The sequence below is a fragment of the Rhodanobacter sp. ANJX3 genome (assembly GCF_014200755.1).
GTDB lineage: Bacteria > Pseudomonadota > Gammaproteobacteria > Xanthomonadales > Rhodanobacteraceae > Rhodanobacter.
In genome coordinates this window covers 14,060-29,963 of record NZ_JACHCM010000006.1, presented here as the reverse complement: position 1 = coordinate 29,963, position 15,904 = coordinate 14,060, and the positions used below count along the sequence as shown (strand labels likewise).

General features: G+C 54.6%; 20 protein-coding genes. 14 read left to right on the top strand and 6 right to left on the bottom strand.

Annotation, left to right across the window (positions count from 1 at the left end):
• Positions 1 to 49: 49 nt before the first annotated feature.
• Positions 50 to 475: a tautomerase family protein gene (locus HDE76_RS16005; protein ID WP_179478598.1), complete on the bottom strand. Its 426-nt coding sequence runs from the start codon at positions 473 to 475 to the stop codon at positions 50 to 52.
• A 45-nt stretch (positions 476 to 520) separates the two neighbouring features.
• On the bottom strand, positions 521 to 1,312 hold the full coding sequence (locus tag HDE76_RS16000; protein WP_179478596.1) for an SDR family NAD(P)-dependent oxidoreductase: 792 nt from the start codon (positions 1,310 to 1,312) through the stop codon (positions 521 to 523).
• Between the two features lie 140 nt (positions 1,313 to 1,452).
• Here HDE76_RS16000 and HDE76_RS15995 point away from each other — a divergent pair, with 140 nt between their 5' ends.
• Both HDE76_RS15995 and HDE76_RS15990 read left to right on the top strand, forming a co-directional pair.
• A complete protein-coding gene (locus HDE76_RS15995; RefSeq protein WP_179478594.1) occupies positions 1,453 to 1,956 on the top strand; it encodes a helix-turn-helix domain-containing protein in 504 nt (167 codons plus the stop codon).
• A gap of 262 nt (positions 1,957 to 2,218) precedes the next feature.
• Positions 2,219 to 2,548: an antibiotic biosynthesis monooxygenase gene (locus HDE76_RS15990; RefSeq protein WP_179478592.1), complete on the top strand. Its 330-nt coding sequence runs from the start codon at positions 2,219 to 2,221 to the stop codon at positions 2,546 to 2,548.
• Between the two features lie 67 nt (positions 2,549 to 2,615).
• Here HDE76_RS15990 and HDE76_RS15985 read toward each other — a convergent pair whose 3' ends face one another.
• Together HDE76_RS15985 and HDE76_RS15980 are read right to left on the bottom strand one after the other, a co-directional pair.
• Entirely contained in the window at positions 2,616 to 3,497 is an 882-nt protein-coding gene (locus HDE76_RS15985) for a hypothetical protein (RefSeq protein WP_184509038.1), read from the bottom strand.
• 150 nt (positions 3,498 to 3,647) lie between these two features.
• Positions 3,648 to 5,075: a PLP-dependent aminotransferase family protein gene (locus tag HDE76_RS15980; RefSeq protein WP_184509036.1), complete on the bottom strand. Its 1,428-nt coding sequence runs from the start codon at positions 5,073 to 5,075 to the stop codon at positions 3,648 to 3,650.
• Between the two features lie 90 nt (positions 5,076 to 5,165).
• Between HDE76_RS15980 and HDE76_RS15975 the strand changes: the two genes are divergently transcribed.
• From HDE76_RS15975 to HDE76_RS15945, 7 genes are all read left to right on the top strand, one after another.
• Positions 5,166 to 5,600, top strand: a complete 435-nt coding sequence (locus HDE76_RS15975) for a GNAT family N-acetyltransferase (protein WP_179478586.1) — start codon at positions 5,166 to 5,168, stop codon at positions 5,598 to 5,600.
• 16 nt (positions 5,601 to 5,616) lie between these two features.
• Positions 5,617 to 6,231, top strand: coding sequence for an NAD(P)H-dependent oxidoreductase (locus HDE76_RS15970; RefSeq protein WP_179478584.1), 615 nt, complete (start codon positions 5,617 to 5,619; stop codon positions 6,229 to 6,231).
• Entirely contained in the window at positions 6,228 to 6,659 is a 432-nt protein-coding gene (locus HDE76_RS15965) for a carboxymuconolactone decarboxylase family protein (protein ID WP_179478582.1), read from the top strand. Before HDE76_RS15970 ends, HDE76_RS15965 begins: the two co-directional genes overlap by 4 nt.
• Before the next feature lie 342 nt (positions 6,660 to 7,001).
• Positions 7,002 to 7,505: a MarR family transcriptional regulator gene (locus HDE76_RS15960; protein WP_179478580.1), complete on the top strand. Its 504-nt coding sequence runs from the start codon at positions 7,002 to 7,004 to the stop codon at positions 7,503 to 7,505.
• 11 nt (positions 7,506 to 7,516) lie between these two features.
• On the top strand, positions 7,517 to 8,131 hold the full coding sequence (locus HDE76_RS15955; protein ID WP_179478578.1) for a gamma carbonic anhydrase family protein: 615 nt from the start codon (positions 7,517 to 7,519) through the stop codon (positions 8,129 to 8,131).
• Between the two features lie 392 nt (positions 8,132 to 8,523).
• The gene (locus tag HDE76_RS15950; RefSeq protein WP_184509034.1) at positions 8,524 to 8,982 is read left to right on the top strand and encodes a GNAT family N-acetyltransferase; all 459 of its coding nucleotides are present in this window, start codon (positions 8,524 to 8,526) and stop codon (positions 8,980 to 8,982) included.
• A 165-nt stretch (positions 8,983 to 9,147) separates the two neighbouring features.
• A complete protein-coding gene (locus HDE76_RS15945) occupies positions 9,148 to 9,618 on the top strand; it encodes a DUF1203 domain-containing protein (protein ID WP_184509032.1) in 471 nt (156 codons plus the stop codon).
• A gap of 382 nt (positions 9,619 to 10,000) precedes the next feature.
• On the opposite strand, the gene HDE76_RS15940 is transcribed toward HDE76_RS15945, so the two are convergent.
• The gene (locus tag HDE76_RS15940; protein WP_184509031.1) at positions 10,001 to 10,915 is read right to left on the bottom strand and encodes a LysR family transcriptional regulator; all 915 of its coding nucleotides are present in this window, start codon (positions 10,913 to 10,915) and stop codon (positions 10,001 to 10,003) included.
• A gap of 120 nt (positions 10,916 to 11,035) precedes the next feature.
• Between HDE76_RS15940 and HDE76_RS15935 the strand changes: the two genes are divergently transcribed.
• The 5 genes from HDE76_RS15935 to HDE76_RS15915 all read left to right on the top strand — a co-directional run bounded on the left by HDE76_RS15935 (position 11,036) and on the right by HDE76_RS15915 (position 14,651).
• Positions 11,036 to 11,461 (top strand): cupin domain-containing protein, encoded by a 426-nt coding sequence (locus tag HDE76_RS15935; RefSeq protein WP_184509030.1) that lies wholly within the window; start codon positions 11,036 to 11,038, stop codon positions 11,459 to 11,461.
• A 753-nt stretch (positions 11,462 to 12,214) separates the two neighbouring features.
• Positions 12,215 to 12,559: a hypothetical protein gene (locus HDE76_RS15930; RefSeq protein ID WP_179478568.1), complete on the top strand. Its 345-nt coding sequence runs from the start codon at positions 12,215 to 12,217 to the stop codon at positions 12,557 to 12,559.
• 151 nt (positions 12,560 to 12,710) lie between these two features.
• Positions 12,711 to 13,157, top strand: coding sequence for an acetyltransferase (locus HDE76_RS15925; RefSeq protein WP_184509027.1), 447 nt, complete (start codon positions 12,711 to 12,713; stop codon positions 13,155 to 13,157).
• A 314-nt stretch (positions 13,158 to 13,471) separates the two neighbouring features.
• Entirely contained in the window at positions 13,472 to 13,816 is a 345-nt protein-coding gene (locus HDE76_RS15920; protein ID WP_184509025.1) for a hypothetical protein, read from the top strand.
• A gap of 448 nt (positions 13,817 to 14,264) precedes the next feature.
• Positions 14,265 to 14,651 carry a nuclear transport factor 2 family protein gene (locus tag HDE76_RS15915; protein ID WP_184509023.1) on the top strand — a complete coding sequence of 129 codons (387 nt, stop codon included), beginning with the start codon at positions 14,265 to 14,267 and terminating at the stop codon, positions 14,649 to 14,651.
• A 368-nt stretch (positions 14,652 to 15,019) separates the two neighbouring features.
• Here HDE76_RS15915 and HDE76_RS15910 read toward each other — a convergent pair whose 3' ends face one another.
• Positions 15,020 to 15,880, bottom strand: coding sequence for a LysR family transcriptional regulator (locus HDE76_RS15910; RefSeq protein WP_184509021.1), 861 nt, complete (start codon positions 15,878 to 15,880; stop codon positions 15,020 to 15,022).
• Positions 15,881 to 15,904 lie beyond the last annotated feature (24 nt).

The window sequence follows — 15,904 nt, the reverse complement described above, 5'->3', positions numbered from 1 at the left end:
CACCGCACTATTTCAAGCGCAAGAGCCGTGGCTTTCCAGCGATTCTTCTTTATGAAGAGTACGGCGACGGCCGGTTTTCAGATTGCCACTTCTTCGCCGTGGGTGTTCCTGGTACAGGCGGCTTGAGGCCCTGGATTGTCCAAAGCGCAAATGGCGTTTCGTCAATGTGCATTTCCCACCTAAGCCCGCGATCGGCGACATAAGGGGAAAGTATTTTAGCTACCGCGTTCAAGAACGCCGTCTGCATCTCGGCATCCGTTATCTGCGCGGCAATGTGGTCGATCGTCACCCGTACAAAATCACTTGCTGGTGCTCCACCAATATAAAAAGTCGACTCCGGCAATGGCACGAACATGACGTTGACATAAAAGCGAGGCAGAAAGCTCTGGTAAAGAACGGTAGCTTGCTCTGCGATCGCCGATTTCTCGTCGTTGGTGAAGGCATCTTCGGGATGGTAAATTTTCCAGAGTGGCATCTAGAATCTCCTGATTCGTAAGGCTTAGGAAAATAGGGTTTGGGGTTACGATCGAAGCTGGTAACGCTCAGCCGGCATTCCGGTCTGAGTGACGGCTTTCACGAGATTGCTACGAGCCCCTTCGAGATGCTCCCACGCGGCAATGTCATGCAGCGTAGGAAAGCAAACCATCTCTTCCTGATCTAGCGCTTTGAGCGCGGTGTCTACTAGCGTCTCGGCCGTCATAAAAAGTTGATCGGGAAACGGTGCCGGCGTGTCGCCGAAAAATTCGGAACGAACGGGGCCTGGCATAACGACCTGTACTTTGACGTTGCTACTCGCCACCTCTGCCTGTAGCGAACGGCTAAAGTTCAGGACATAGGCTTTAGAACCTGAATAACTGCCAGCACCGGGTACTGGCATGACTGCCACGATCGAGCCGATATTAATGATTGTTCCACACCTAACATTGGCGAAGCGACGCGCTGCCGTCAGGGACAGACGCGTAAGCGCTAGAACATTGACCTTCAGCATGACATCCACTTTTGATGGATCGACCACGACACCAGGTCCGAGAGCACCCATTCCAGCGCAGTTGACGAGTAGGTCTATATTCGGCGCATCCGCGACGATAGCGTCGATGGCAGCCAAGTCATGCTCATTCGCCAAGTCGGCGATGGCTGTCTCAATGGCGTTGCCATATGCGTGGCTCAAAGTTTCTGCGAGACGTTCCAATCTATCGCCCCGACGTGCGACCAACACGAGATCGTATCCACGAGCGGCGAGGCGGTCGGCGTAAGCTGCACCAATCCCCGATGAAGCGCCTGTAACAACGGCAGTTCGTTTGGCTTTAGTCATCCTGATCTCTCAACGGTCTCGACAGTTCGCACAGTAACTCTTATTATTGGAGTTGCCAAGAGGCGGTTAAGATGCGATCCGGAGATATATCCCGGTCACGGTAAACCGAAGCGCTAATTGGCGGTTCGAACGGAGGAAACATGCGGTCGAATGGCTTTGAAGGAATGGTGTGCTCCATTGCTACGGTGCTCTCGGCGCTGGGCGATCGCTGGGGTGCGCTGATCGTCCGCGATCTGTTTCTTGGCCTGAGTCGCTTCGATGACCTCAAGCGATCGACAGGGATCACAAATGCAACGCTGTCTGATCGCCTCAAGGCACTGGAGAAAAGCAAATTGATAGAGCGCCGCTGCTATCAGTCGCGCCCCGATCGTTATGAGTATCTACTCACTGCCAAGGGCTGGGACTTGGGTCTCGTGATGCAGGCGATGGTGCAAGTCGGAGATAAGTGGTCGTCTGAGATCGGCAACGATCCTCCTCTTTGCTTTGTCGATGCTCGGTCGGGCCGGCATGTGAAACTTGCAACCGTCTTTCCCGATACGGGTAAAGCGGTGAGTCCGAGTGGCGTGAAAATTCAGCTTGGGCCGGGGGCCGACGAACTCATGAAATGGCGCCTTGCACCACCGAGCGTCAAACAAATCGACTGACGCTGACCGCATGAACAACGCTGTCATGGCTGATGTAGTGAAGCAAGAGAAGCTGCTGTTTACGCATAGTAACAAACGCGAAAGCTCTGAATCGGATCAGAGGCCCGGGACGATCCGATCTCGACTCCAAAGTAGTGATATCACGAACGCAGAATTACATCGCAAAAAATAGAATCTTTCCTCCGGCCTAAAGATTCGGATCGTTGGCCACTTTTCTTTACTTCAATTCCTCGTCTTTGTTAGATCATCTGGAATCAATGCCGTGATTACCCCACCACCTGATTCGATAGCTGTAATCTTTATTTCTGGGCGAAGTTCCGCTGATGCAGAGGGCTACGAAGAAGCGGCTCTTGCGATGGCCGATGCCGCGGCTGCCCGGGATGGTTATCTGGGCATCGATTCCTCTCGAGATGAGCAGGGCTTAGGTATCACTGTGAGTTGGTGGAGTAGTCAGGTCGCCGCGCAGGCTTGGCGAGACGACCCCGACCATACGCGCATCCGGGAGCAAGGGCGCGCGATTTGGTACGACTGGTATCGTGTGGTCGTTGCGACAGTCGAGCGAGCCTATGGCTGGACCCGGCCCGAAAACTGATCACCATAACTTTGTTACTTCTTCGCGGCGATGACTCGAACATGCCAGGCAGCCAACGATACCTGCGTTAACGAGCGTGTTTGATAAGAGCGGAAGCGAGTTCCGCAGCCGCAGCTGGACGTCGCGTCAGGAAGAGCGCCGGGTCGATAAGCTCGAGTTCCATGATAACCAAGCCGTGGCTGGTCGGTAATAGATCAACGCGAGCGTAAGGTACGGTCTCGGCATCAGCCGCAGCCGCAGCGAGTGCCTGTTTGGCAAACTCTATCTCCTCGACGCTTGCCTCGTGATCGAAATCGTCCGTGTCTGGGGTTGCCCCCAAATTGAAAGGTATGCGTCGAACAGCATGTGAGTAGGTGCCCGCAATGAAAACTAGCGATCTCTCCATCGCGGTACTCACGCTTGATTCGTAGCGCTGTAGTAGGACTCCGGTACTCATTAAAAGGACCGCTGCGTGCTGCTCCATTTGGAGCCGTTGCTCAGGCAACCGGAACCGTCCTACGCCGATTGAGCTTGCGCCGATAACTGGCTTGACGACGACCTCGTCCCACGGGGCAGTCCAATCAGAGATGGCTTGTCCTCGTTCCCAGTAGTGCGTGGAGATGATCGGTACACCATTGTCTTCAATAGCGAGCAAGTAGCGCTTATCGAAATTCCATCGCAAGAGTTCAGGCGCGTTGACTACGGTGGTTTTCTGCTCGACCAGAGCCAACCATCCCAAAAACTTTTCTGGTTGTAGGTACGCGTCCCAAGGCGACCGCAGAACGGTGCATGCCGACGTCGTCCAATCTATGTCCGGGTCGGTCCACCGCGCGATACGGACGGCACACCCGAGGCGGACGAGTTCTGTCGCGATTAGGCGGTCGCTGTCCGTCAAGAATGGTTCCTTGTCGTAGGTTACCAATGTGATTGACATCCGGTTTGTCGGTGGTGACTTTTCTTTCGAGTTCATGAATCAATGCCAGAAAATATTAGGACGGTCGAAACACTGCGCGACTAATCACCGTTGGACCTCTCGGCAAAGCGACGAGAGAAATATTCCATATCCCACCGCGGCTGCCGTCATCTTCCGAATTTAATGCTGTGGTTAGTACCAATGCCTTCAATTTTTTTCGGTCGCCTTCATCAGCTGACGGGTCAACGTCCTCGCCATCTCAGGCTCGCTAATATTAGTGAAACCCATCAATAGGCCCTTCTGAGGTGTCTTGTGCGTTTGCCAATCGCTTAGGGCCTGGACAGCCAAGCCACGGGACTGTGCCGCGTAGGCCAGCGCCTTGTCGTCCCGACGGGAGGTCAGATTAGCGAGCACATGAATGCCGCCGGCCTGAGGCTGAACTTGCAGATGCGATCCGAATGCCTGCGTTAGCGCATCGACTAAATAGCCGCGTCGCGTCGCGTACAGCAAGCGCATTTTGCGCAGATGCCGGGCAAAGTGGCCCTGCTCCATGAAGTCGGCTACCGTAGCTTGCGGCAGGATCGAGCCTGGACCGGGAAGCTGATTCGCCTTTGCTATAAACCGTCCAACTTGCGACTTTGGAACGACCAAATACGCTAGGCGAAGGCCAGGAAACAGCACCTTGCTAAAGGTACCTGTATAAAGAACGCGTCCATCGCGATCCAGGCTTTTCAAGGCGGGCAGCGGTCGACCGTGGTAGCGGAATTCGCTGTCGTAATCGTCCTCGACTATCCAAGCCCTTCGGTCTCTCGCCCACTCGAGTAGTGCTAGCCGTCGCGGTAAGGATAGGGCGACGCCAGTTGGACTTTGGTGAGTGGGGGTTACTACGACGAAGCGCGCGTGGGGTGCGCGCCGCTGTCCTATATCTACGTTTAAGCCTTCCTCATCCACGGGCACCGGCTCTAGGCACATACCTGCGCTCTCCAGGAATTGGCGGGCGAAAATGTAGCCTGGGTCTTCGTGCCAGCCTATATCCCCGGCTTGCAGTAACGTACGACAAACCAAGTCCAACGCGCCCCGGTAGCCGATAGTGACGAAAACCTCTTCGTGCGAGCACTCAATGCCGCGCGAGATGCCTAGGTAAATAGCGATAGCTCGCCTAAGCGGTTCATATCCAGTTGGATCGGGGTAGGCCATGGCCGCAGAACGGAGGTTCCGCAGCCCGCGGCCAGCTAGGCGCGCCCAGGTCTTGTGGGGAAAAGCATCCAGGGCAGGCAAGCCAAGTTGGAAGGGTAGCGGTTCGGCGACCAACGAGTGCGGCTGGGGTTTGGCCTTGGTGGCAGATCGTCTTATTGCTGACTTATGCCGGGATTCGCCGAGACTTTCCAATCGAGGCGACACGAACGTACCTGCAGGTCCACGTGTAAGGAAATAGCCTTCGCTGGTCAGGGTCTGATAGGCCAACTCGACCGTGCCACGTGCCAGGTTGAGTTCGCTGGCGAGGCTGCGAACGGACGGCACCCGATCGCCGGGACGGAGCTTGCCATCAGCGATTGCGTCCCGGTAGCGCCGATAAAGCTGCAGGTAGATAGGCGCATCTTGTTCTCGTCTCGGCTTCAGCGACTGCGAGTTCATCCAAATGTCCTAGTCATATAGTCATTTCTTGGACCTATATGCTAGGACAAGTCTTTTCTAAAGTACCGGCTCCATCAATAGAAAAACGACATGAATACCCTCCGACTAAGTCATATCGACGACTCCTCGCAGGATTACTTGACCTGCTTCAACGTCATGCGCGAGTTGCGACCTCATCTCACTGATGCCGATGCATTCGTACAGCAAGTGCGCCGTCAGTCACAGCAGGGTTATCGGCTCCTTGTTGCATGGCAAGACGGCCATCTGATGGGCCTGGCGGGGTATCGCGTTCAGGAAAACTTGCTGTACGGGAAGTTCCTTTATGTCGACGACTTGGTGACAGCCGCGAATGCACAACGCCATGGCGTTGGTGGCAAGTTGATCGAGGCACTGCGCAATGAAGCAACGCTGCAGAGCTGCGCGCACCTGGTTCTCGACACGGCTCTGGGCAACGCGTTGGCGCAACGTTTCTATTTCCGCCAAGGACTGCTGTCCAAAGGGCTGCATTTCAGCCAAAAGCTCTGAGAAGTGCGGGCGAACAATGAAGCGTATTCTCTTTCTGGAATGCAGCCCCCACGCCCAGGATTCGTTGAGCGCGGGGCTGGTGCTGAGAGCACTCGCCCCTCTCGAATCTCAGCATCATGGCGTGCGGGTCATAACCCGTAATTTGGCATTGGACCCGCTCGCGATGCCTTCGGCGCGTTACGCCCGGGCCATCACCGCATCGGCCCAGCCTGATGATCCGGCCTTTGCACTATCCGAAAGCTTGATTAGCGAGCTGGAATCTAGCGATGGATTGCTTATCTGCACTCCGCTGCACAACTTCACCGTACCTGCGACGCTGAAGCTCTGGATCGATCTGGTATTGCGCAGGGGCCGCAGCTTCACGGTCGGCCAGGACGGCAAGGTTGGGCTGCTGCGTGATCGTCCGGCCCTGGTTCTTCTGCGATCGGGCAGTCAGTGTGCCGGTGAAGGCTCTACGCAGCCCGACTTCTTGACGCCTTATCTTCGCCATGTCCTCTCGGTCATAGGCATCCACAACGTGCAGTTCGTATACCTGCCGGGGTCATCCCCAACGGCCGAAGCATTAGCGCAAGCATGCAACGCACTGCACTCGCTGTTTTTCACTTCCTTTTCTACCGGAGCCCCACCATGAGCAACCCCCGTTTGTCCTATCAAACCCTTTCTCCAGAAGCCTATCAAGGGTTAAGCGCCACCAAAAAAGCCTTGAATAAAAGTAGTCTTGGCAAAACGCTGGTTGAGCTCGTCTATCTGCGAATTTCGCAGATCAATGGCTGTGCCTATTGCCTAGAAATGCATACGAAGTCTCTTCGTGCGGCGGGAGTACCGGATGCCAAGCTGGATGCTCTAGCGGGCTGGCACGCGAGCTCGCACTTCGACGAGCGTGAGCGCGCGGCACTAGAGTGGACGGAATCGTTAGTAAACGTGGCTCAAACCCATGCACCCGACAAAGATTTTGATGCAGTCAAGGCCCATTTCAGTGATACGGAAATGGCCGACCTCAGCTTTGCTATCGCGCTTATGAGCGCATTCAACCGCCTAGCCATTGGCATGCGTCAGTGAGGCGCCCACAGCGGGCTCTGGGAGCGGCGAGCCACTCGTATTGATTCATCATCACCATGGCGGATGTGCTCGTCGCGGGAAGAGCTGTTTACGAAGTAGGTCTACAGCTTTTGCAGGCAATCAAGTTACAAACAAGTGATTAGTCCAATGGGTAATTCACTTGTCTGTGCGAGGCATAACTACGGCTCTGCGCACTGCCACTGCTGCCCGCCAGATACAAATTTAGTCGGTTGATCCGACATAGGAGATTTCGCTCCCCAGTGTGAAATCTCCTAATTTTTGGCCAAGAAATTCAAGCCAGTGGCAGAACCCATTTACAGCATGATCAATAATGCATAGCCTATGCATATGTTGGTTGCTAACAAACTTGGCGCGCTCGGCGCAGAAATTCACGATCGAACAGAACTCGCATTGGAGAGCTTGTCTCCGAGTGCTGCAGCGGTGCTGTCCATGTTGCATTTCAAATCAGCATTGACCACCACTGGGCTTGCCGACGTAGTCGGCATTAGTCAGCCGACTGCGGTGCGCTTGATTGACGGCCTCGAGCGGCAAGGACTTATCACGCGCGGCGTACCAGCTGGTCGAATAACTCCGCTTTCTCTAACCAAGGCGGGACATGCGAGAGCGAAGCGGCTACAGGCAAGGCGGATGGCGGCTCTCGATGAGCTGCTTTCGGTGCTCACGTCGGGCGAGCGTGAAGAATTCGAAGAGAAGCTTGATCGGATCTTGGCCGCAGCGACCACCTCGCGCGCCCACGCTCGCAGCATGTGCCGCCTCTGCGAACATGATCTTTGTGCAAACGATCACTGCCCGGTTGGCGGGCGAGCGGCGGAAATCGAAAAATAGGAAATGGAAAAATGGTAACGTCATACGAGGAGCGTTCGCCTTCCATCGATCCCGACGCATGGATTGCACCTGATGCCACCGTCTGCGGAGACGTAACGATCGGTCCGGGCAGCCGAGTTATGCATGGTGCTCGACTAGTCGCAGAAAGCGGTGGATCGCTGCGGATTGGTCATCACTGCATTATTTTAGAGAACGCCGTCGTTCGCGCCACCGGCCGTCATAGCTGCACGATTGGAAATCACTGCATGATCGGACCCAACAGTCATGTCGTCGGCGCGGAAATTGGTAGCGAAGTTTTTATCGCAACAGGCGCCGCCGTTTTTCATGGCGCTTTCATAGGGCAGGGGTCTGAAATCAGAATCAATGGCACGGTGCATTTGCGCAGCCATCTGGCAGCCGGATCCACCGTTCCCATTGGCTGGGTTGCAGTGGGGTCGCCCGCCCAAATATTTTCCCCAGACCAGCACGAAGCGATTTGGGCCCTGCAAAAGCCGCTCGACTTTCCGGGTTTCGTATATGGAATAGACCGTGACACTCCGGACATTATGCGTGCCATCACCGAAGATCTGTCTGCACGGCTAGGAATTCACAAGACAGAAGGTAAGTCCCTTGCCGGCACCGAATAGTAAATCTTGATGCGCCGTGACCTCTGCACTTGTCGCGACCATTCGGCTTCACTATTTGTGAGCGATATTTGAAATACTCGGCAGTCGCAGAGCGCGATGCACCAACGCTATAGATAGCTAGAAATTTTAGCTTGCAAGCGTGCACGCCGATTTAGCTGGTCAACAAAAACCATCCACCATGATCGGACCGTCGACGTCCAGCGGGGAGGTCGCCGGCTGGAAGCGGCCATTTTGAGACGTTCGGTGCAGCCGCCTAGATCGCGGACAATTGGCGCGCAAGACAGGTCGGGAACCGGGCCAGTACGACGATAATCGCCGCGGATGCGTCTGCGATGGCAATACGTTAGCCCGACACTGGTAGGCGCCTATGGGCGAATAAAAAGGGGCATTGAATGGAAATCCGTGAGCTTTCGGAAAACGATATTGAACTTGTCTGTCGGCATCGTGAAGAAATGTTTCGCGACGCTGGTCGTACGGGGGACGTTCTGCAGACTATGACTCGGCATTTCCGGGACTGGCTGCGGCCGCGTCTTATTGATCACTCATATTTTGGCTTTGTTGTTTGCGATAAGGGTCAGCCAGTTGCCGGTATCGGTCTGATGCTTATTGACTGGCCTCCGCATCCCTCGCACCCCACGACGAGTAAACGCGGCTATGTCCTCAATGTTTATGTTGAACCTGGATACAGGAGTCGGGGATTGGCCCGCGAGCTGATGCAGCTGGCGGACGCCGAATTTGGAAAGCGCGGGATTCAGTTTGCCATTCTGCATGCAACAGAAATGGGTCGTGGCTTGTATGCGGAGCTAGGGTGGAGTGGTACGACGGAAATGTCGAAGGTCATCCCGATCTGATCGCCGCCGAACGAGTTTAGAGTCGTGTATGTCGATTTCATGAGCGGCGGCCGGTCGACAGCGGCAAACACGTACCGCAAATCGTAATTCCATGTCCGAAAACGGCGAGCATTCTATTCGAATGCGCGGCAACATGCGTCGACCTTAACGACTGTGAGAAATACCGTGCACTCCTTCCAATTGATCGGCATCGACCACACTCCGTTCGAGCCGCTTTTTGAGCTATCAGACGAACAGCTTTCTCATATCGGTGCGGAACGCCACGTTGCCACTAGAAACCCAGGTTTCCCTTGCCGCGTAAGCCTTCAGGACGCCAAAGAAGGAGATGAATTGTTACTGCTGCCATTTGTTCACCAACCTGTCATCTCGCCTTACCACGCGTCGGGCCCAATCTTTGTGCGACGTGGAGTCAAACAACGCATGTTGGACATCGGCGAGCTGACAGAATATGTCACGACCCGACTCCTATCAGTACGCGCTTATGATGCCGCGCACATGATTATCGACGCATCAGTTTGCGAAGGGATCGATGTACGTGCCGAGATCGGACGACTGCTCGGCGACAAGCTCGTAGCGTACATACACCTTCACAATGCAAAGCGGGGCTGCTTTTTCTGTAAAGTCAACCGAGCGTAGTTGTAGGAACTGGTTTAACCCTTCGATCGAGTCCAGCGTGATAGCTCGCTATCCAATTAAAGACGCTCGCGAATGGCGGAAATGGGTCGGAGCAGCACCTGCAGTTGGCGCTTATGTGCGATATCGAGCACAGATGAGTCAGTGCGCAGTAATGCATTAGCCATTGGCCACCGTAACGCGTGGGTCGGATAAGGCGATGCGCTGCACGCGAAAACTCTATACGTTCTGGTTGAGTGCCTCGCGATGGCATTGGGCTCGACGCACGACTGCGGAATGTACGTGTCGTGAGCAACTTGCGGGCGCATCGCCTGCTCGAACGTGTAGCGGTGCGCCAGATCTAGTCGCGTGATGCTGCAGTGCATACCGCGAGCAGAACAGCTCCTCACTCCTCTGCAAGTTGGTTAGTTGTCCGGTCCAAGCCGCTGGTCTCCAGTAAGCTGACAAGATAATCCGAAAACTTCCTCACCTTGGAGCTGAGGTCTTTCCGCGACGGATACACAATAAACAATCCAGTTTCTGCCGAAAGACGCTGATCCGTATCAATTTTGATCAGTCGCCCCTGTTGTATCTCCCCATCGCACATGTGAACCGGCAAGAGAGCGGCCCCAGCACCATCAATTGCCAGCTGTTTTAGCAGAGCAAAGCAGTTTGCAGTGACACTGGGAATGCGCCTTGAAAATGGTGAGGAGGCGGAATGCGAGAGTACGGACGCATTGAAATGACGATCAAACGCCAAGCGGGAATCAAATCCCGCATCGTCATGGACCGCCTCCTCACTCCGACGCATGAAGGCGGGGCTCGCGAATATTCCAAATCGAAGAATCGCGATTTTCCGTGCTACATAATTATCGTTGCCTGGATGCCTGCCGCGTATGGCAAGATCGATATTGTCGGCGATGAAATCACTCACGTTGTCGTCAACGAGCACATCGAACTGTAAGCCCGGGTGTAACTCCCGGAAAGACGTGATTGCATGGCTCAAGACCGCGAATGGAAAGTCGAGCGGCACGCTGATGCGTATTGATCCAGTCAGGGTATTTCCTGAATGCACTGCCCTTTCTTCTGCCTCGCTGAGAGCGCGAATAGCAGGTGCAACCTCTTCGAAATAGCTTCTTCCATCATCCGTCAACGATATCTGACGAGTCGTGCGCCGCAGCAGGCGTGTTCCCAGCCGCGTCTCGAGGGCGGCGACGCGTGCGCCGACCGTAGACCGAGGGATCTGCAGCTTGCGTGCGGCCCCGGAAAAAGACTCGCACTCGACAACCGCGACGAAGGCCAAACAGCAGTTAAGATCCATTGTCTGTTCCACTGGCAAGTCCTGCCAATTTTAATGGTCTTTTCTATCAATCGCGACGCGGCGAAGATAGTTGCTCCTGGGTTCAATTAAGGACCAGAACAACGCGGAGCTCTATCGATCATGCAATCTGAATTTTGCCTGCGTGCGGAAACTGTAAGTTTCTCCAACATGATTGCTCATTTGATTAGTGGAGGGCAGGCTAGTCCCGTCACGGTCATGGACATCTCCATCCATCAAAACGGCGGTGCGCCCCTCCATAAGTCACTTGATGAAGAAAAGATATTTACTCTGATTGATGGCGAATTAGATTTCACTCTGATGCGTGCTACCCGTACGCTGCGTCCAGGTGACAGAGTTACCGTTGCACGCGGAGATGTTCATGGTTTTGTCAACCGAAAGGGAGATGTCGCGCGGTTACTCCTGGTCTCTGCGCCGTCACGCCACGATGCATTTTTTCGCGCTATGGCAGCGCTACCGGTTCCGCATGCCCCGGAGGCAGTTAGTGAGGTGTGCGCAAAATATCGACAGGAAATAGTGGGTCTGTAAGCTGAGTTCTTGACGAAGCGGAAAAATTGGTGCAACGCAACACCATGTGATCCGAAGGGAATGCGTGAAGTCTCATGCAATTCCCGCTGTGGGTCGGTTACTGCAGATCGATGTGGATATGGCGCTGAAAGTAACCGGCGAGCTGGCCATGATCGACTGGTAGCGTGACGCGTTCTGCACGTCGCTCGCGGGCGAGTATTGAGAGAGATTCCTATCCGAAGATTGCGCATCATCGTCAACTCGATGTGGGCTTTGTCTTTAAGTTGATCGTTCGGCCTGTTCGTCTCGGACGAACGATGGCTTCGATATGCCCGAGTTATTGCTGAGATTCGTTAAAGGCCTGGTTAGGCGTTACCGACAGCGATGAGAATGGCGACGCGGAGCCCTCCGCGTCGGAAGAGTTATTGCGTCGCGCCTGCATTGAGCCGCTCTGACTACTGGTCTACACACTGCGCCGAGCCGACGGCAACGCTTCGACCGTCCGATGGATGTCCAATCGTTCGCAAACCTCTAAACCTTTGCGTCCAGACGTACGACGTTCTTAGTCACTCTAATTATTAGATTGACATTCGTTGTGGTAGCGGTAAAGTAGCCTCGCGAATATCGCTGCGAGCGTCCGGGCGTGTAAAAAAATTGCTGAGACCTTGAAGTCAGTGATAGCCGAGTGAACCGCAAGCGCTCGATCTGAAGCAGTGTCTTTTATCGAAATTGGTTACGACGTATGCATCTCAGGGCAGGCGAAGGAGATCGAAAATGGATCAAGCAGAGCCGACGATTCTACGTCGCTGGTCGTCACGAATCAGGACGGAAGATCGAGACGAGTACGTTAGATACATCAAGGGTACCGGTTTGGAAGACTATCTCGGCACGAAAGGCAACCTAGGTTGCCAAATGTTGTTGCGTGATTGTGGCGATGGGCTGACTGAAGTCACTACGTTGAGCTGGTGGCGCTCCATGGAATCCATTCGCGCCTTTGCTGGTAGCGAAGTCAATCGAGCTCGCTATTACCCTCTGGATGACCGTTTTCTTGTTGAAAAGCCTGAGTACGTGGAGCATCACATCGTCGTAGCGGAAGGTTCTAACTTGGCTCATCCATAACACTGCCATCCTGCCGAATCCGGTGTGGATGCGATGACGCGCACGTCATCAGCAGGCGCATCAAGAGGTTCTCTCAAAAGCCTCTCTCCTGTCGAAGCACGAACATCCAATTTTCGGCAGATTTTTTAAACAAAAAGGAAGAAGCAACCGAATGATCCGAAGATCCAGACTCGACGACTTTGATAGGGTCATCGAAATCTGGCGGAAGGCAGTAGATGCTACGCACGGTTTTCTTGCCCCATTGGACAGATCTGCTATTGAAGTAGAAGTGCGGGGGTTTTTGCCTCTGACGCCGCTTTGGTTAGCCGTTGATCATGAGGACAATGTGCTCGGCTTTATTCTGACGGAAGGCTCCCACCTGGAGGCGCTTTTCATAGACCCCGATCAGCACCGCAGGGGCATAGGAAGCCGGCTACTGGTGCATGCGAACAGTATTCACCCCGTCGTCTCAGCCGATGTTAACGAGCAGAACCCAAACGCGCTTCGGTTCTATCAACGTCATGGTTTCACCGAGATCGGTAGATCGCCCCACGATAGCGATGGCCGTCCCTATCCGATTCTTCATTTGCGAAGGAGTGACACCGCGCGTTCAACTTGAGATGTTGTTTAGATCGAAAGTAGAAGCAACATGGATAGAAATCCATCAGCGGTAGGAGCATCTAGCCGGCCGCGATGCTAAAGACTGCGGCTGTCCGTCCGTCCGAAACGCAGACCGCTAACTTCGCAAGAATCACTGTAGAGATCCTGATCGATGGAAAATACTCAATGCCGTGTTAGCTTCCGGGATTCGGCTTGGATGCCAGTTCATCGTGATTGGCAATCGCCGGCTTTCATGGTTCGGTCAGGGAGTGGGTTATCCGCCGGTCTTCGATCCCGCCGCATCCCCATTCTAGTTAACTGAGGAGATGATTGATGGCGAAGTTGGAGCCTCTGATTCTACGTCGCTGGTCGTCACAAATAAGGACGGAGGATCGAGACAAATATCTCAGTTACATCAAGGGCACCGGTTTAGAGGACTATCTATATACGCCTGGCAATGCTGGCTGCCAGATGCTGCTGCGTGACTGTGGAGATGGATCGACCGAAGTCTCGACATTGAGTTGGTGGCGCTCCATGGAAGCTATCTTGGACTTTGCCGTCAACGACGTAGAGCGTGCTCGTTACCACAAAGTGGATGGCCGCTTTCTCATCGAAAAGCCTGAGTATCTCGAACACCATGTTGTCGTCGTTGAAGACTCCAATTTTGCGCCTACATAGCGTTGCCTCTTTTTTAGGCCTTCAGTCGTTGGAATGCCTTTCATTATCTAGACGATATTAAAGAGTACTTCGATGGAACACGTCGTTAGCGAAAACTGCACCCTGTGTCGTTACATCGATCGCGTCGAGGTGCGTCCGGTAGATGGCCTTCACGAGGGTGCGAAATTTCTCGTCACCGACCCGGACTAGCACATCGACTGCGGTGTATGTCGCGGCGAGTCTCCCGTTGGCGCAATCTTATCTTCCTGCGCGATGCCGGCCAGCGAGCAGACGTTCCTCGCGCTGAACTCAACTTATGTCGAAACCCGGCCGAGCGTCACGCTTGTCTGACGTCGACGACAAGATCGCGCTGCTGAAGTCATAGCAACTTGGCAACGATATATCGGCATCGCGGCGAAAACTGGTTTTGATAATCCTGCTTCGCCTTTCATCATTCACGGAGGTTTGTATGGGCCCAAATCCGCTGCAACAGTTCTTCTCGAAGGTCGGTGCCCGCGACGTACCGGGCGCGCTTGCCGTTATCGACGACGCGACGGTGTTCGAGCCGCAAGGTCCGACCCATTTGCCGATCTACGGACGATTCGTCGGTAAGGCCGGTGTTGAGCGGCTGCTTAGCACCCTCGCCGAACAATTCGAGACCGAGATCTTCGAGATCAAGAAATGGGCTGAGGCCGAAGATTACGTATTCGCGTACGGCTTCATGCAACATCGCGTGCGCAAGACGGGAAAAACCTTCAAGAGCGAGTTCACGGTCGTTGCGCAGATCAATAGCGGCCTGATCCGTCACTACCGAATCTTCGAGGATACTTCCGCCGCGGTGGCAGCCTTTGCCTGATCACGATCGCGATGCAGCCGCTGTAGTCAGCGTCGGTGCGCCGTTGCGTGACGCGTTACGCACTCCTGGCGGATTCACAAATTTCGCTCAGCGCGCGGTCGAATTCCTACTTGAGGCGCAACTGAGCTGCGATTGCTGTTTAAACCGTAGTGACAGGCCAGGTCACCGATCCGGCGGCGTGAACTTTCGGGCGACATGAGCGCGTTGGGCCGCAAGTAGGCTGCGCTGACAGACGCAGTTCGCGATGCCGCCACTGTTCAATTGGTCGGTTTTCAATTTGCATGGTGCGGCCGTCGGACGCGAATGTCGTCTAGAGCAATTTAGCTATACCAACTGGAGGTCTTTAGTTGATTCAACTCGATTCTTCATCAGCTCGAACCGACGACATTGCTGCCCCTGAAATAGGCCGCCAAGGTTCGTAACGCTCCTCGAAACGCCGCGTCCGTCCTCGTGGAATGAAGCACAACATCCGAGTCTGGCAACGGAGGCAAATTGTATCGACGACCGACCTCGACGGTGCCAATGGGGGCGACGCTGTGGGCGAGCGCCGCGATAGCCAATCCGGCAGAAACCGCAGCGCCAATTGCAGCCATGCCGCCACCGATAAACACCTCAGTCCAGGCAATGCCAGCTTTGTCTAAGGCTTGAGTTGCGCTTCCACGAACTCCGCATCCCATAGACAGCGACGCAAGTCGCAGAGGACTCGCCTCGCAATGCTCCCAATCAGCCGATGCAAACCACCCAATCCGCTCTCGCGTCAGTTCTTCTCCATCGCGTCTGTCGTCTTCGCGCCGCACTATCGCCGCATCGAGTGTTTTTTTATCGAAGGCTTGCATCAGGCATTGCGAGGAGTCGATATGAACTTCGATGACGAGCGCTGGATCATAGGTACCCAGCTTGGCCAGCAACGCGGGCAATCGGGGTCCCGCAACCTGGTCGCTTATTCCAACGACCAGTCTTCGGGGATTACTGGACAGTCCGCCGATCGCCAACTCGTGCGCGGCAATGAAGTTTCTCGCCGGATTGAGAAAGCCCAAGCCCTGTGCGGACAGTTGCACCTTCCTCGGAGTTCGATCCAGCAATCGAAATCCCAATCGATCTTCGAGGCGTTTCACCTTCACGCTAACGGCTGCTTGGGACGTTCCGATCGCATGCGCCGCCAGGGTAAAACTGCCCAGATCAGCGACTAGGACGAATGCTTGAACGGCGTCGACGTCGAGGCTTGCCATTGCTCAACCATCCTTAGATGTTAT

Bases quoted from the DNA above. Each gene is read 5' to 3' on its own strand.
- HDE76_RS16005 (WP_179478598.1), bottom strand. From the start codon at position 475: ATGCCACTCTGGAAAATTTACCATCCCGAAGATGCCTTCACCAACGAC.
- HDE76_RS16000 (WP_179478596.1), bottom strand. From the start codon at position 1,312: ATGACTAAAGCCAAACGAACTGCCGTTGTTACAGGCGCTTCATCGGGG.
- HDE76_RS15995 (WP_179478594.1), top strand. From the start codon at position 1,453: ATGCGGTCGAATGGCTTTGAAGGAATGGTGTGCTCCATTGCTACGGTG.
- HDE76_RS15985 (WP_184509038.1), bottom strand. From the start codon at position 3,497: ATGAACTCGAAAGAAAAGTCACCACCGACAAACCGGATGTCAATCACA.
- HDE76_RS15980 (WP_184509036.1), bottom strand. From the start codon at position 5,075: ATGAACTCGCAGTCGCTGAAGCCGAGACGAGAACAAGATGCGCCTATC.
- HDE76_RS15975 (WP_179478586.1), top strand. From the start codon at position 5,166: ATGAATACCCTCCGACTAAGTCATATCGACGACTCCTCGCAGGATTAC.
- HDE76_RS15970 (WP_179478584.1), top strand. From the start codon at position 5,617: ATGAAGCGTATTCTCTTTCTGGAATGCAGCCCCCACGCCCAGGATTCG.
- HDE76_RS15965 (WP_179478582.1), top strand. From the start codon at position 6,228: ATGAGCAACCCCCGTTTGTCCTATCAAACCCTTTCTCCAGAAGCCTAT.
- HDE76_RS15960 (WP_179478580.1), top strand. From the start codon at position 7,002: ATGCATATGTTGGTTGCTAACAAACTTGGCGCGCTCGGCGCAGAAATT.
- HDE76_RS15955 (WP_179478578.1), top strand. From the start codon at position 7,517: ATGGTAACGTCATACGAGGAGCGTTCGCCTTCCATCGATCCCGACGCA.
- HDE76_RS15950 (WP_184509034.1), top strand. From the start codon at position 8,524: ATGGAAATCCGTGAGCTTTCGGAAAACGATATTGAACTTGTCTGTCGG.
- HDE76_RS15940 (WP_184509031.1), bottom strand. From the start codon at position 10,915: ATGGATCTTAACTGCTGTTTGGCCTTCGTCGCGGTTGTCGAGTGCGAG.
- HDE76_RS15935 (WP_184509030.1), top strand. From the start codon at position 11,036: ATGCAATCTGAATTTTGCCTGCGTGCGGAAACTGTAAGTTTCTCCAAC.
- HDE76_RS15930 (WP_179478568.1), top strand. From the start codon at position 12,215: ATGGATCAAGCAGAGCCGACGATTCTACGTCGCTGGTCGTCACGAATC.
- HDE76_RS15925 (WP_184509027.1), top strand. From the start codon at position 12,711: ATGATCCGAAGATCCAGACTCGACGACTTTGATAGGGTCATCGAAATC.
- HDE76_RS15920 (WP_184509025.1), top strand. From the start codon at position 13,472: ATGGCGAAGTTGGAGCCTCTGATTCTACGTCGCTGGTCGTCACAAATA.
- HDE76_RS15915 (WP_184509023.1), top strand. From the start codon at position 14,265: ATGGGCCCAAATCCGCTGCAACAGTTCTTCTCGAAGGTCGGTGCCCGC.
- HDE76_RS15910 (WP_184509021.1), bottom strand. From the start codon at position 15,880: ATGGCAAGCCTCGACGTCGACGCCGTTCAAGCATTCGTCCTAGTCGCT.